Here is a 15,045-nt window from a genome sequence, read left to right on the forward strand (position 1 = left end):
CGCCGGCCGTGGTTGAGGCGGTCGATACCGTTCCCGACCGCAGCTACGTGGTGTTCTTCGACTTCGACAGCTCGCATTTGACCCCGGAAGCCAGGCGGATCGTGGCCTCGGCCGCGGCTGACGCCCTCCAGGGCAGGACCACCCGCATCGACGTCACCGGTCACACCGACCGTTCGGGCTCGGTCCAGTACAACCAGGCCCTCTCGGTTCGGCGTGGCGAGTCGGTCCGTCGCGAGCTGGTGGCCGACGGCGTCGCCGACAGCCTGATCGCGGTCAAGGGCGTCGGCGAGTCCGATCCGCTCGTCCCGACCGCCGACGGCGTCCGCGAGCCGCAGAACCGTCGCGTCGAGATCGTCCTGTCGCCGACACGGCCGGCGCCGGCGGCCGGGCAGGGCCCAGGGATCTGGGGCGCCATCGCCTATTCGGTGACCGACGAGAAGCGCGGCTTCTTCTGGGGCGCCGACAAGCCCGAGGAGGCGCAGGAGATCGCCCTTCGGCACTGCGTCCACCGGGGCGGCCAGGACTGCAAGGTGGTGACCCTGTTCCGCAACCACCGCCACTGGTATGACGACGACGACAAGACCGGCTTCCCCTACGAGCACTGCGCGGCCCTGTCGGTCGGCAGGCCTCCCGCCGCCAGCCGCCCGGCCGCCTGGGGCGCGGCCTCGGCCGAGACCCGGCGGGAGGCGGAGGAGAAGGCGACCGCGATCTGCGGCGGCGATGCCAATCAATGCGAGATCCACGAATGGGTCTGCACCTGAGCCGGCAGATCCATTCGTCTCGCACCACATACCAGTCAGTTGAGAAACCGAGATGCTTCCTGTTTCCGCCCTCCAGTCGATGAACGTGCTCTGGGCGACGCCCTGCTACATCTCGGCCGTCTCGATGAACTACGTGACGAGCATGTTCCTGCTCACGCATGAGGCGGTCCGGCTCGGGCTGTCCTCGTCGCTGCATATGCGCTCGGAAAGCCTGGTGACCCGGGCCCGGAACGAGATCGTCAAGTTCTTCCTGATGAACGAGCAGTACACGCATCTGTTCTGGATCGACTCCGATCTCGAATTCCAGCCCGCGGCCGCGATCCGCCTGCTGCTGGCGGATCGGGACGTCGCCGCCGGTATCTACCCGATCAAGCGCTTCAACTGGCCGCAGCAGGGCGTGCCGGCCGGCACCACGAAGCAGGATTTCGAGACGGCATACACGGATTATCCGTTCAACCCGGTGGGGCTCGGCTCGGAACCGCTGTCGAACTTCGTCACCGAGGACGGGTTCGTCGAGGTTGCGGAAGCGCCGACCGGGTTCATGGTCATCAAGCGGCACGTGTTCGGCCAGCTGATGACGCACTATCCCGAGCTCAACTATGTTCCCGATGGATTGCCGAACAATCCGGAGGCGCCGTTCTACTGGCTGTTCTTCGACTGCATGATGGATCCGGATTCCAAGCGCTACCTGTCCGAGGACTACGCCTTCTGCCGCCGGTGGCGGGACATCGGCGGCAAGGTCTACGCCGATCTCAATTCCGATCTGGGGCATCTCGGGCAGCACATGTTCCGCGGCAACTTCGCCGAGAGCGGGATGGTCTCATTGCTGAACAAGGCCGGCGCCGCCTAGCGCGGCCGCCGTCACCCGGCCGGGCGACGGCGGCGCATTCGACTGTCGATCAATACCGGGCGCTTGCCGCGGCCCAGGAACATGACCCGACCTCCGGCGGGCGTTCCTGCTCCGCACCGCGGCTGCTTCCCGGCCCCCTGGGTGAGGAAACGTTATCTGCCGCCACGGCCGATGTTTCGGCCGGCAGCCGAGAGGCGTCTTCGGAAGCGGCCGGCGAGGGATACGACAGTGGAACATGGTTGGTGCAAAGCGATGAGGGACGCAAAGGTCATTCCCCTGCGCGGAGAATGGATCTCGCCCTCCGATGGGCCGCATCGGCCGCCGTTGTCGGGGCGTCGGGCGTCATCCGGTGCCCACAGACGCGCGCTGACCATCTATCGCTGGGACGACACCCCGAGATCCGAATGGCAGCTCGCCTCCAGCGAGTTCGGGCGCGCTTCCAGCCTCGCCTATGTGCAGCGGCATCCCGACGGCAGCCGCGTCGAACACTGGTATCAGGGCAACCGGCTGAATCGCACCGACGGCCCGGCCGTGATCGAATGGGCGGCGGACGGCTGTGTTCGGAAGACCGAATGGTGGGTCGACGGAAGGGATGTCACGGCTGCGGCAGAGGCGTTCCTGTCCGAGACCGGCGCGCGATGGCCACTCGATCCCGGCCAGGAGAGCGTCTTTCTCTGCCGGCACGTGACCGGCGGGTATGGCGGGTCGATCATCGCCGATCGTCTCAGCTGGTATCCCCTGCTCCTGGCCCTGTGTCTCGTGGCGCCGTTCTGGATGCTGCTCAGCCTGTCGGTTGTCCTGCTCCGGTAGCCGTAGGCATCAGTACGGCATCAGATCGGCGGCCTTTTCCGCGATCATGAAGACGGCGGCCTGGGTGTTGCCGGACACGATCGTCGGCATGACCGAGGCGTCGACGATCCGCAGCCCGCCAATGCCGTGGACCCGCAGCTCCGGATCGGTCACAGCGTGGCTGTCGCGGCCCATGCGGCAGGTGCCGCAGACGTGATAGATCGTCTGGCCGTCGCGCCGGGCGAAGTCCAGCCAGTCGGCATCGGTGCGGCACTCCGGGCCGGGGGCCATCTCCCGCTCCCGGAACGGGTCCATCGGCGGCTGCTCGACGATGCGGCGGGCGATCTTCATGCCCTCGACCATCGCCCGCCGATCCTCCGCCTCCGCCAGGAAGTTGGGCCGGATCGCCGGCGCGCGCATCGGATCGGGCGAGACCGCGTGGATCGTGCCGCGCGACTGCGGGCGCAGCTGCGTGACCCCGACGGTCATGCCCGGCAGCCGGTCCAGCTTGCGCTCGGCGGCGTTGGCGTAGCTCGCATGCATGAAGAAATACTGGACGTCGGGGCCTTCGAGGCCCGGCCGCGTGCGCACGAAGCCGAAGGCCAGCCCGGTGCCGAGGGTCAGGATGCCGCGCCGCGTGGCGAGATACTGCAGCACCGAGGCGCCGAGCTGCCATCCGCGCGTCTGCTCGTTCAGCGTGACCGGCTGCTTCACCCGCCAGTTCATGCGCGTGCAGAAATGGTCGATGTAGTTGGCGCCGACGCCGGGCAGGGCGTGCAGCACCGGGATGCCGAGCGGCTGCAGGATGGCGGGATCGCCGATGCCCGACAGCTCCAGCAGCTGCGGCGTCTGCACCGCGCCGGCCGCGAGGACGACCTCGCCCCGGGTGCGGAAGGGGACGTCGCGGCCGCCGATGCGGGCGGTGACGCCGGCGGCGCGGCGCCCGTCGAAGTCGATCCTCAGCACATGCGCATCCGTGCGCACGGACAGGTTGGGCCGGCCCAGGGCGGGCTTCAGATAGGCCTCCGCGGCGCTGACCCGCCGGCCCTGGCGCTGGTTGACCTGATAGTAGCCGAAACCGTCCTGGCTCTCGCCGTTGTAGTCCGGGTTGCGGCCATAGCCGGCCGCCCCGGCCGCGGCGATGAAGACCTCGGCGAGGACCGGCCGCTCCGCGACCTCGGTGACCGGCAGCGGGCCGCCCTTGGCGCGGAACGGCGTGGCCGGCCCGCCATAGTCCTCGAGCCGCTTGAAATAGGGCAGGACGTCGTCGAAGCCCCAGCCGGTGCAGCCCCGTTGGGCCCAGGTGTCATAGTCCTGCGGCTGGCCGCGCACATAGATCATGCCGTTGATCAGGGTCGAGCCGCCGAGGCCCTTGCCGCGCGGCACGGCGATGACGCGGTTTCCGGTCGCCTCCTCCGGCTCCGTCCAGAAGCGCCAGTTGTGGGCGGGATCGGTCAGGAGCCGGCTGAAGCCGGCCGGGATCGGTACCCAGGGGCTTTGCGCCTCCCGGCCGGCTTCGAGCAGCAGGACCGTGTGCCGGCCCGACGCGGTCAGGCGGTTGGCCAGCACGCAGCCGGCGGTGCCCCCGCCGACGATGATGTAGTCGAAGGTCTCGACGGACACTACAGAGCGCCCATGTGCCGAGCCATCAGCTCGATCTGCGCCTCCAGCATCGGCAGCCCGCGCTGGATGCGGCAGCCCCTGGCCGCGGCGGCCGCGAGCAGCGGCGTCTCCTCCGGGTCCATGATCGCCTCGGCGACGAACTGGCGGCTTTCGATCCGGGACAGGTCGAGGGGAGGGGGATCGCCGGGGCGCATGCCGAGCGAGGTCGCGTTCACGATCAAATCGTGTTCCGCCACGCTGTCCGCATCCGTGCCGAGCGACAGTCCGGGATGGGCGCAGCGCAGGCGGGCGGCCAATGCCTCGGCCTTGTCGCGCGTCCGGTTGGCGATGGTGAGGTGGCGGATGCCGGCCTCCGCCAGGGCGAAGGCGATGGCGGATGCAGCCCCGCCCGCCCCGGCAAGATAGGCGCGCAGGCCCTTCGGCTCCAGGCCGGACGACCGCAGAGCCGTGACGAAGCCGATGCCGTCCAGCATGGCGCCGACCATGCGCCCGTCCGCCTCCCGCCGAACGCAGTTCACCGCGCCGATAAGCTGCGCTTCCGGCGTCGCCTCGTCGCAGAGCGCCAGCATCGCCGGCTTGTGCGGCACGGTGGCGATGAAGCCGCCGAAGTTCCGCATGGCCCGCAGCCCGTCGACCAGCCGCGCCAGCCCGTCCGGCGCCACGTGGAAGGGCACGAGCACGCCGTCGATGCCGTGGCGCTCGAGCAGGGCGTTCATCACCTGCGGTGTCTTCACGTGATGGATCGGATCGGCGAGGACGCCGAAGATGCGCGTGCGCCCGGTGATCGTCCGCATGTCGGTTCGCTTGTCCCTTCCGCCGATCACGTCATGTACAGGCCGCCGGCGACGTCGATCGTCTGGCCGGTGATGAAGCTGGCCTCCGCCGAGGTCAGGTAGAGCGCGGCATCCGCCACCTCGTCCGGCGTCCCGAGGCGGCCCATCGGGGTCAGGCGCACCTGCTCCTCGTTCACCTCGGCCGCCACGGCGCGCACCATCGGCGTCTCGATCCGTCCCGGCGCCAGCGCGTTGACGCGGATGCCGAACGGGCCGAGCTCGGCCGCCAAGTGCTTGGTGAAGCCGATCAGCGCCGATTTGGTCGCGGCGTAATGGCAGGCGACGATCGGCGAATAGGTCTTCCCGGCCACCGACGACATGTTGACGATCCAGCCGCGCCCGGCCTCACGCATGGCGGGGCTCAGCGCGCGGACGGTGTTGAAGCAGCCGGTCAGGTTGACGGCGACGACCCGGCTCCATTCCGCAGGATCCATCTCCCACACCTTGTGGGCGACGCCGTCGTGCTTCGGGGAGATGCCGGCGTTGTTGACCACCATGTCGAACGGCCCGCCGATGGCGCGGGCCGCCTCGGCCAGGCCGGCTTCGACCGCGCGGTAATCGGCGACGTCGAGGGCGAGGGGCAGGGCCTCGCCGCCGGCCGACCGGATCTGCGCCACCGTCTCGTCGATATCGGCCGGCGTCAGATCGGCGACGCCGACGACCGCGCCGCGCCGGGCGAAGCCGAGGGCGATCGCCCGGCCGATGCCGCGGCCGGCGCCGGTGACGAGAACGCGCCGGCCGCGGTGGCTCGGGCGGCCGGCGATCTCGGCCGGATTGACTTCGCGTGGTGCCATGTCCCTGTCCATGCGGTGAGGGGATCAGATGCCGAGATAGGCCTGGCGGACGTGATCGTTGTCGAGCAGCGCATCGGCCGTGTCCGACAGCACGATCTGGCCGTTCTCCAGGACGTAGCCGCGGTCGGCGGCCTTCAGCGTGTGGAAGACGTTCTGCTCGACGATCAGCACCGTGGCGCCGGTGCCGACGATGGCGTCGATCACCTCGAAGACCTGGGCGACGACGATCGGGGCGAGGCCGAGCGAGGGCTCGTCGAACATCAGCAGCTTCGGCCGGGCCATCATGCCGCGGGCGATCGCGACCATCTGCTGTTCGCCGCCCGACAGCGACACCGCGTTCTGGTCCAGCCGCTCCCGCAGCCGCGGGAACAGCGCCAGCACCTCCTCCAGCGTCTCGGCCCGCCGGTCGCGCGCGGCCCGGCGATAGGCGCCCATCAGCAGGTTCTCGCGCACCGTCATGTCGGGGAAGAGCTGGCGGCCTTCGGGGATCAGCGTGATGCCCAGCTCGACCGTCTCATGCGCCGACAGGCGGGTGATGTCCCGCCCTTCGAACAGGATGCGCCCGGCGGCCGGCCGCAGCAGGCCGGCGATGGTGCGCAGCGTCGTGGTCTTGCCGGCGCCGTTGGCGCCGACGATGGTCACCACCTCGCCGGCCTCCACCTCCAGCGACACGTCGTGCAGGACGGTGGTCGCGCCGTAGCCGGCGTGGACGCCCTCAAGCCTGAGCATGGACGAACTCCTTGCCGAGATAGGCCTCGATCACCGTGGGATCGCGCACCACCTCCTGCGGCCGGCCCTCGGCGATGATCTGGCCGGAGGACAGCACGATCACCCGGTCCGACAGCGACATCACCGCCTGCATCACATGCTCGATGGCGATGATGCTGACCCCGCCGTCGCGGATCGATCGCATCAGGTCGACCGCGCGGCGCACATCGGTCTGGTTGATCCCGGCCATCACCTCGTCCAGCAGCAGGATGCGCGGCTTCATCGCCATGACGCGCGCCACCTCCAGCCGCTTCAGCCCGCCGATGGTCAGGCTGCGCGCCTCCACGTCGAGCCAGGGGCCGAGCCCCATGCGGTGGGCGGTCTCGCGCGCCAGTTCGCGCGCCTCGCGCACGTCGCGGCAGCGGTGGAAGGCGCCGACCATGATGTTCTCCTCAACCGTCATGGCGGCGAAGGGCTGGACGATCTGGAAGGTGCGGCCGACGCCGATGGCCGCGAAGTCGGCCGGCGACACGGGGCTGTGCCAGCCGCCGTCCGCCCCCCGCACCGAGACCGACCCCGCATCCGGGGCCATGAAGCCCGAGATCATGTTGAACAGGGTGGTCTTGCCGGCGCCGTTGGGGCCGATCAGGCCGAGCACCTCACCCTCGCGCAGGGTGAAACCGACATCGTTGGTGACGTGCAGGCCGCCGAAGCGTTTCTGCAGCCCCTCGACCCGCATGATCTCCTCGCCGACCGGCGGGCGCTCGGCCCTGGCCGGCACGGCCGCGACCGCCGCGGCCTGCGTGGTTTTCGATTTGGCGCCGCCGTCCTTCAGCCGCGCCAGAAGCCCCATCAGACCGTTCGGCATGAACAGGACGACCAGGACCAGCACCGCGCCGTAGACGAAGCCGTGCAGCCCGAGCGCCTGGGCGCCGAGCCAGCCGCGTGCCATCTCCGAGATCGGCACCAGCAGCACGGCACCGAGCAGGGGGCCGAAGACCGTGCCGATGCCGCCGATCAGGGCGAACATGGCGATCTGGATCGACAGGGACAGCGAGAACATCGCCGCCGGCTCGATGAAGGTCAGGTACATCGCATGGAAGGTGCCGACCATGGCGGTGAGTGCCGCCGAGACCGAGACGGCGACCAGGCGCACTTTGACGGTATTCACTCCGGCCGCCCGGGCGGCGGATTCACGTTCGCGGGTGGCGACCAGCTGGAAGCCGATGCGGCGGGAGCGGATCCACCATGCCACCGCCAGGCACAGCAGCAGCAGGCCGAAGGCGATGGCGAGCGAAGGCAGCCGCTCGCGGAACACCATCCACTGCCAGCCCATCTTCAGCGGGATCATCAGGCCGTTGGCGCCGCCGGTCAGATCCCGGAAATGCAGTGCGACGACGCGGAACACCTCGAGGAAGGCGATGGTCGCCAGCGAGAAGAACGGCCCCCGCAGCCGGAAGCAGGGATAGCTGATGGCGATCGCGACGACGACGGCGACCGCCGCGCCTGCGAACATGCCGAGCCAGGGGCTGACCCCCAGATTCATCAGGATGACGCCGACATAGGCGCCGAGGCCGTAGAAGATGGCGTGGCCGAGCGACAGCTGGCCGGCGAAGCCGCCGACGATGTTCCACGCAGTGGAGAGGGCGGCGAAGACGCAGACGGTGATGAAGACGTGGTAGACGAAATCGTCGCCGATCAGCACGGGCAGGACGACGAGCGCGGCCAGCAGGCCCGCGAGGGCCAGCAGGCTGGGCCGGGCCAGGCCGGAGAAGCGGGCGGGCGCGGCCGAGGCGAAGGGGGTGTCCGTCATGGCGACACGTGCGACAGGGTCAGCCGGCGGCCGAACAGGCCGGCGGGCCTCAGGATCAGGATGACGAGGAACATGCCGAAGACGGCGACCTCACGCAGGTCGGAGCCGAGATAGAAGCCGGCGAAGCTGTCGATCAGCCCGATCACGAGGGCGCCGACGAAGGCGCCGGTGATCGAGCCGAGCCCGCCCAGCACCACGACGACGAAGGCGGTGAGCACGAAATAGGCGCCGATCGTGGGCGAGGCGGGATAGAGCGGCGCGACCAGCACCGCCGCGACGCCGACGCAGGCCGCGCCGATGCCGAAGGCCAGGATGAAGATGCGGTCGACGTTCACGCCCATCAGCTGCGCCGCGGCGCGGTTCTGCGCCACCGCGCGGATGGCGTGGCCGGTCCGGGTGCGCGACAGGAACAGCTGCAGCCCAGCCACCAGCAGGACGGCCGCGGCGAAAATGGCGATCTGGCCGCTGAGGATGCGGACGGGGCCGATCTCGACCGGCGTGCGCAGGCCGCTCGCCGGCGTGGTAGCGATGTCCGCCCCGAACACCAGGAGGGCGAGGTTGATCAGCGCCGTCGACAGCCCCACCGTCGCGAAGATCTGGATGTGGTCGTCGCGCGCGCTCATCAGCGGCTGGATCACGAGGCGCTGGGTCAGGGCGCCGAACAGGAACAGGGCCGGCACCACGACGATCACCGCGGCGAAGGGGTGGAGGCCCAGCCAGCCGGTGACCAGGAAGGTCAGATACATGCCGGCCATCAGGAATTCGCCATAGGCGAAGTTGACCACCTTGACGATGCCGAAGATCAGGGTCAGCCCGATCGCGACGATGGCGAAGAGCCCGCCCAGCATCAGCCCGTTGGCAAGGAGCTGCAGAACCGTATCCATGCGCCTCTCCCGGGAGCAGGCGGGGGAGGCTGCGCGCCTCCCCCGGCGGATCATTGGTCGAGGCGGATCTGGGACACCGCGGCGGCGTCGGGATAGACGGTCACCAGCTTGCCGTCCTGCCACTGCATGCCTATCATCCGGGCGCGTTCGTTCTGGTTGTTCCGGCCGAACTTCACGCCGTAGCCGACGGCCGTCGCGCCTTCCGGAACGTCGATCGCCTTCGCGGCGTCGAGGATCGCCTCCGGCTCGAAGCCCTCGGCCTTGTTCAGGGCCTCGAGGATGACCTTGGCGCCGGCGTAGTTGTTGAGCGAATGGCCCGACCGAGGCGCCTCGCCGTATTTCTTCCTGTACGCCTCGACGAAGCTCTCCAGGCCGGGCGTGTACTTCGTGTTGACCAGGTACTGGGTGAAATCGACGTCGAGGATGCCGTCCATCACGTCATGGCCGACCGCGTCGGCCGTCGGCTGCAAGGAATAGCCGCCACCGCCGCCGATGATCGCGGCCGGCTTGAACCCGGCCTCGTTGGCCTGCCGCAGGAACAGGACGGAATCGTTCTGGTACGAGGTCTGCAGCACGACGTCGACGCCGCGCGACTTCAGGTCGAGCACCAGCGAGGACATGTCGACGGTCGAGGCCGGATAGCTCTGGAACGCGACGATGTTCAGGCCGGCTTCCGCCGCGTACTCCTTCTGGTGCCCGGCGACGGAGGTGCCGTAGTTCGAGTCCTCGAAGATGACGCCGATCTTCAGGTCCCCGGGCTTCTTGCCGAGGCCGGGCGCGACCTTGTTGACGATCATCTCGACGATCATCTTCGCCATGTCGTCGGCGGTCGGGTTGGTGCGGAAGAGATACTGCAGGCCGCGGCCGGTCACGTCGTCGGCCACCGCGCCCATCTCGAAATAGGGGGTGCCGGACAGCTCGGCCACCTGGCTGGCCGCGATCGAGCGGGCCGAGGAATAGGTGCCGAAGATCGCCGCCACCTGCTCGCGCGAGATCAGCCGCCGCGCTTCGCCGATCGCCTGGTTGTTGTCGACGGCGTCGCCGCGCACCAGCACGACCTTCTCGCCCTGGACGCCGCCGGCGGCGTTGATCTCGTCGACCGCGATCTCGAGCCCGCGCGCGCTCTCGTCCCCCAGCAGGGCGAGGTCCCCGCTGAAGGGGTAAAGGGCGCCGAACTTCACTTCGGCATGGGCCACCGTCGCCGACAGGGCGATGGCGGCGACGGCGGTCTTCAGCAACAGCGGCAGTCTCATGGCGGATCCTCCCTCGGTGTTTGTTCGTGCTGCGGTCAGTAGTTCAGGGCGTCCTTGCCTTCGAAGACGGTGATCGGCGGATAGGCGCGCTGGTCGGTGACGACGTCGATCACGGTCACGTCCCGGCGGGCGAGCGCGTCCTGCAGCGCCGGCAGGAAATCCGCCGGTTGCTCCACCCGCACGCCGCTGCAGCCGCAGGCGCGCGCGATCGCGGCGTGGTCCACCGCCTCGAAGTCGCAAACATCCGTGAAGTCGCCGTAGAGGCTGAGCTCGGCATGCTTCTGGTAGCCGAGGATCTGGTTGTTCAGGACGACGAGGACGACCGGCAGCCGCATGCGGCGGGCCGTCTCCAGCTCCGCCCAGACATGGCCGAAGCCGCCGTCGCCGCTGACCGCGATCACCGGCGCGTCCGGGCGCGCCGCCTTGGCGCCGAGGGCGAAGGGCAGGCCCCAGCCCAGACCGGCCAGGCCGCGCGGCGTCAGGAAGCGCTGCCCGGGCCGGCGCGCGGTCAGGAAGTTGGCGATCCAGATCGAGGAGTAGCTGGCATCCGCCACGACGATCGTGTCGGGCGTCAGCACGCTGTCGATATCGGCCATCAGCCGCTCGGGGCGGATGGGCGTCGCCTCGAGGTCGACGAGGCGCTTCATGTCCTCGGCGTGCTGCGCGCGGCCGGCAGCGATCTTCGCCTCCAGAGCAGGACGGCGGACCGCAAGGGCGGCGGGTTTCGCTGCCTCCAGCGCCGCTGTCAGGGCCGCGAGCGTCAGCTTGGCGTCGCCGGCCAGCCGCAGCGCCTCGTAGTTGCGGCCGATCTCGGCGCTGTCCACGTCGATATGGATGTAGCGGGCATGGCGCGGATACAGCGACCAGCTGTCGGTGCCGTTCTGGTTGGTGCGGTTGCCGACCAGCACCACCACATCGGCCTCGGTGATCAGGTCCCGCAGATGCGAGGACCGGCCGCCCGGCGCCATGAAATAGCCGACGACGCCGACCGACAGCGGGTGGGTCTCGTCCACCGCGCCCTTGCCCATGACGGTGGTGGCGACCGGGATCCCCAACGCCTGCAGTGCCGCCAGCTCTGCCGACGCGCCGGAGGCGTGCACGCCGCCGCCGGCGATGACGACGGGTCTCTCGGCCCCGGCGATCAGCCGGGCCGCCTCCGAGACGCGGGCGGGATCGGCCACGGTGCGGTCGAGCGGGTAGGTGCCCAGGCTTTCCATCCGCTGCGGCATCGCTGGATCAAGTTCGGGCCGCTCGTCCAGCAGATCGAGCGGCACCAGCAGCACGGCCGGGCCCGGGCGGCCGCTGGCGGCGGCGGTGAAGGCCATGTCGACATAGTCGTCGATGCGGGCCGGGTCGGCGACGCGGCGCACCCATTTGGCGACGCCGCCGAACAGCGCGAAATGGTCCAGCTCCTGGAAGGCGTTCCTGTCGGTGAACCGGCGGCTGACGTCCTGCACGATGGCGACCACAGGGATGGAGGCCTTCAGCGCCTCGGCGAGGCCGGGCACCAGCAGGGTCGCGGCCGGTCCGTTCTGGGCGGTGACGACCGCCACCTTGCCGGAGATGCGGGCATAGGCATCGGCCATGGCCGCGCCGGCATTCTCGGTGCGATAGCCGATCTGGCGGATGCCGTAGTCGGGCGCGGCGAGGAACAGGGCCGACGGGATGCTCTGGCCGAAGATCTCGCGCACGCCGTGGCGCTGCAGCGCCGCTGCGATCAGATGGGCGCCGGAGATATTGCCGGCGGCGCGCGGCGCAGGCTTGGTGATGGCGGTCATGCTCCTGGTCCTTCCCCGGCGCTCAGGCCTTCTGGTCCATGGTGAGAACGATCTTCCCGACATGCGCGCCGCGCTCCATCCGCGCATGGGCGTCGGCGACGCGGTCGAAGGGGAAGGTCGAATCGATCAGCGGCTTCGCTTTGCCGGCCGCAATCAGCGGCAGGACGTTCTCGGCGAGGGCCGCGGCCAGCGCTGCCTTCATCGCCACTGGCCGTGCCCGCAGGGTCGATCCGGTCAGCGTCACCCGCTTCAGCATCAGCGGCATCAGGTCGAGATCGACCTTCGAGCCGTGCTGGAAGGCGATCTGCGCGATGCGGCCGTCGACCGCGACGGCGTCGAGATTGCGCCGGATGTAGTCGCCGCCGACCATGTCGAGGATGACGTCCGGGCCCTTGCCGCCGGTGGCGGCGCGGGCGGCGGCCACGAAATCCTCGGCGCGGTAGTCGATGGCGACGTCGGCGCCGATCGCGCGGCTGGCCGCGCATTTCTCCGGCGAGCCGGCGGTGACGATGACGCGGGCGCCGAAGGCCTTGGCCAGCTGGATGGCGGTGGTGCCGATGCCGGAGGTGCCGCCATGGACCAGCACGGTCTCGCCGGCCTTGAGCCCGGCGCGCTCGAACAGGTTCGACCAGACGGTGAAATAGGTCTCCGGAAAGGCCGCGGCCTCGACGAAGGACATTCCGTCGGGAACGGGCAGGGCCGCCGCCTCGTCGATCACGGCCCATTCGGCATAGGCGCCGCTGGCCACCAGCGCCATCACCCGGTCGCCCGGCTTGAAGCGGCCAGCGCCGAGGCCGAGGCCCTCGACCACGCCGGCCAGCTCCAGCCCCAGCACGTCCGAGGCGCCGGGCGGCGGCGGATAGAGGCCTTGGCGCTGCATCACATCGGGGCGGTTGACGCCCGCGGCATGCACCCGGACCAGGGCCTGGCCCTGGCCGGGCACCGGCCTCTCCCGTTCGACGATGGTCAGCGCCTCGGGGCCGCCGGGGACCGGGGCGACGACGGCGCGCGTCAGCGGCGTCATGCGGCTTCACTCTCGGCTTGGGGGAGGAGCAGCACCTTCACCGCCTGGCGCTGGCGGGCCAGCTCGAAGGCCTCGACGGCCCGGGCGAGCGGCAGGCGATGGGTGATGAGGCGGGACAGGACGGCCGCATGGGCCGTCAGGAGGTCGATGGCGGTCGCGAAGGCCCGGGCGGTTGTGTCGTGGGCGGCGCGGAGCTGCTTCTTGTCCCGGACGAATCGCGTCAGATCTAGGTCCAGATGACCGGAATGGATGCCCGCCACCACCAGGATGCCGCCGGAGCGCAGCACCGCGAGCCCGTCATGGACCGAGCGGGCGGCGCCCGTCGCCTCGATGACACGGTCGGCCGGCGCGTCGAAGACGCGGGCCACGATGTCCGCCAGGGGCTCCCCGGCCAGGTCGGCGACGTGGGCGATGCCCATCTCGCGCGCCCGTTGCAGCCGGACGCCGTCGTCGAGGCCGCACAGCAGCACCTGCGCCCCGCGCAGCTGCGCGACGAAGGCGATGCCGAGGCCGATGGGGCCGGGGCCGAGGACGACCACCCTGTCTCCGGGCGCGACATCCGCCACGTCGACCGCATTGACGGCCACCGAGAGAGGTTCGGTCAGCGCCGCGACCTCGAGCGGCAGGCCGTCCGGAACGCACCGGCAGCTGGCGGCCGGCACCCGCACGGCCTCGGCGAAGCCGCCATCCGCATGCAGACCGACGATGCTGCGGCTCTGACAATGCTGGGGCTCGCCGGCGCGGCAGGCGAAGCAGCGGCCGCAGGCGACCGTCGGCCAGCAGGTGACGCGGTCCCCGACCTCAAGGCCGGCGACACCTGGGCCGACCGCGCGCACCGTGCCCGCGAATTCATGGCCGAGGGTGACCGGCAGGACCGACGCCATGAACTCGTAACCCGGCGTCCATTCATAGGCGTGCAGATCGCTGCCGCAGATGCCGGCCGCCGCCACCGCGATCAGGACCTCGCCCGCCGCCGGGGCGGGCGGGGCGGTCGACGCCACCAGTTCGGCCCCAAAGGCCGCGGCCGTCTTCCTGAACGCGATCACCGCTTCCTCCGCTGTCAGCTCCGATGCCGATCCGGCCCTCGAAAGGGGCGGGCGGCGGTGCCCGATCTCTCAGAGGTTGGGCATCGGTTGCTGCAATAAGTAATTTGTTATAACAAGATTGGTCGAGGACAACGGCTGATGTCAAGTCGCGTGCAGCACGATATCGAAACGACGCCCGACGCTGCGGATTGGGTGCAGCCGATCGTCAGGGAGAACCTGAGCGAGCGGGCCTACAGCAGCCTGCGCGCGGCGCTGATGCGCGGCCAACTGCGGCCGGGCGAGCGGCTGCTGCTGCGGCCGATGTCGCTGCGCTTCGGCATCAGCGCGACGCCGATGCGCGAGGCGCTGCTGCGCCTCGTCGGCGAGAAGGCGCTGGCGCTCGGCGCGCGCAACACCGTCGTGGTGCCGACACTGACGCTGGACCAACTGCTGGAGATCCGTGCGATCCGCACCGACCTCGAAGGCCGTGCCGCGGCCACCGCCGCCACGATCGCCTCGTCCGAGGAGATCGAGGGCCTGGCCGCCATCCACGCGCAGATCGCGGAATGTCACGCCTCACGGAGCTTCGAGAGGGCGGTGGACCTCAACACCGAGTTCCACCTGACCTTCTGCCGGATGGCGCGCCTTCCGATCCTGTATGAGATCGTCGAGGGGCTGTGGGTGCGCTGCGGGCCGATCCTCTCGCATCTCTACGATGAGGGCCTGCCGGACTGGGAACCTCATCCGCACCTCAAGCTCATCAGCGCGCTGCGCGAGCGCGACCCGGAGAAGGCCCGCGAAGCCAGCCGCGAAGACATCGAGCGCGGCGGCCAGGGACTCCTGGCGCATGTGCGGGAAAAGGCGGGCGGGTGAGGATCACCGTCGCGGCGCGGGAAACGCGGCGAAGCGG

The 15,045-nt window shown here is 70.0% G+C and carries 14 protein-coding genes; 4 read left to right on the forward strand and 10 right to left on the reverse strand.

Annotated elements, in window-relative coordinates; genetic code table 11:
• The 3 genes from G537_RS41950 to G537_RS0107360 all read left to right on the forward strand — a co-directional run.
• On the forward strand, window positions 1-761 hold a 761-nt coding region (locus tag G537_RS41950; protein WP_051248114.1), incomplete at its 5' end, for an OmpA family protein.
• Between the two features lie 52 nt (window positions 762-813).
• Entirely contained in the window at window positions 814-1,611 is a 798-nt protein-coding gene (locus tag G537_RS36875) for a hypothetical protein (protein ID WP_051248116.1), read from the forward strand.
• 252 nt (window positions 1,612-1,863) lie between these two features.
• Complete coding sequence (locus G537_RS0107360; protein WP_155888543.1) at window positions 1,864-2,421, forward strand: hypothetical protein; 558 nt, start codon at window positions 1,864-1,866, stop codon at window positions 2,419-2,421.
• Window positions 2,422-2,430: 9 nt separating this feature from the next.
• On the opposite strand, the gene G537_RS0107365 is transcribed toward G537_RS0107360, so the two are convergent.
• Genes G537_RS0107365 through G537_RS0107410 form a run of 10 tightly spaced genes read right to left on the reverse strand, consistent with a single transcriptional unit; the run spans window position 2,431 to window position 14,156 of the window.
• Window positions 2,431-4,023: a GMC family oxidoreductase gene (locus G537_RS0107365; RefSeq protein ID WP_026869560.1), complete on the reverse strand. Its 1,593-nt coding sequence runs from the start codon at window positions 4,021-4,023 to the stop codon at window positions 2,431-2,433.
• A complete protein-coding gene (locus G537_RS0107370) occupies window positions 4,023-4,817 on the reverse strand; it encodes a shikimate dehydrogenase family protein (RefSeq protein WP_026869561.1) in 795 nt (264 codons plus the stop codon). Before G537_RS0107370 ends, G537_RS0107365 begins: the two co-directional genes overlap by 1 nt.
• Before the next feature lie 26 nt (window positions 4,818-4,843).
• Window positions 4,844-5,650, reverse strand: a complete 807-nt coding sequence (gene fabG, locus G537_RS0107375) for a 3-oxoacyl-ACP reductase FabG (protein ID WP_026869562.1) — start codon at window positions 5,648-5,650, stop codon at window positions 4,844-4,846.
• Between the two features lie 24 nt (window positions 5,651-5,674).
• Window positions 5,675-6,379 carry an ABC transporter ATP-binding protein gene (locus G537_RS0107380; protein ID WP_026869563.1) on the reverse strand — a complete coding sequence of 235 codons (705 nt, stop codon included), beginning with the start codon at window positions 6,377-6,379 and terminating at the stop codon, window positions 5,675-5,677.
• Entirely contained in the window at window positions 6,366-8,171 is a 1,806-nt protein-coding gene (locus G537_RS0107385) for a branched-chain amino acid ABC transporter ATP-binding protein/permease (protein ID WP_026869564.1), read from the reverse strand. Before G537_RS0107385 ends, G537_RS0107380 begins: the two co-directional genes overlap by 14 nt.
• Window positions 8,168-9,055, reverse strand: coding sequence for a branched-chain amino acid ABC transporter permease (locus G537_RS0107390; protein ID WP_026869565.1), 888 nt, complete (start codon window positions 9,053-9,055; stop codon window positions 8,168-8,170). The genes G537_RS0107385 and G537_RS0107390 overlap by 4 nt, the downstream gene beginning before the upstream one ends.
• Window positions 9,056-9,105: 50 nt before the next feature.
• Entirely contained in the window at window positions 9,106-10,308 is a 1,203-nt protein-coding gene (locus tag G537_RS0107395; RefSeq protein ID WP_026869566.1) for an ABC transporter substrate-binding protein, read from the reverse strand.
• 35 nt (window positions 10,309-10,343) lie between these two features.
• Window positions 10,344-12,086, reverse strand: coding sequence for an acetolactate synthase catalytic subunit (locus G537_RS0107400; protein ID WP_026869567.1), 1,743 nt, complete (start codon window positions 12,084-12,086; stop codon window positions 10,344-10,346).
• Between the two features lie 22 nt (window positions 12,087-12,108).
• Window positions 12,109-13,110: an NAD(P)H-quinone oxidoreductase gene (locus G537_RS0107405; protein ID WP_026869568.1), complete on the reverse strand. Its 1,002-nt coding sequence runs from the start codon at window positions 13,108-13,110 to the stop codon at window positions 12,109-12,111.
• Entirely contained in the window at window positions 13,107-14,156 is a 1,050-nt protein-coding gene (locus G537_RS0107410) for a zinc-dependent alcohol dehydrogenase (RefSeq protein ID WP_026869569.1), read from the reverse strand. The genes G537_RS0107405 and G537_RS0107410 overlap by 4 nt, the downstream gene beginning before the upstream one ends.
• Before the next feature lie 138 nt (window positions 14,157-14,294).
• Between G537_RS0107410 and G537_RS0107415 the strand changes: the two genes are divergently transcribed.
• Window positions 14,295-15,008 carry a GntR family transcriptional regulator gene (locus tag G537_RS0107415; protein WP_026869570.1) on the forward strand — a complete coding sequence of 238 codons (714 nt, stop codon included), beginning with the start codon at window positions 14,295-14,297 and terminating at the stop codon, window positions 15,006-15,008.
• The last annotated feature ends 37 nt before the right edge of the window (window positions 15,009-15,045 follow it).

The organism is Inquilinus limosus DSM 16000 (assembly GCF_000423185.1).
GTDB classification, from domain to species: Bacteria; Pseudomonadota; Alphaproteobacteria; order DSM-16000; family Inquilinaceae; genus Inquilinus; species Inquilinus limosus.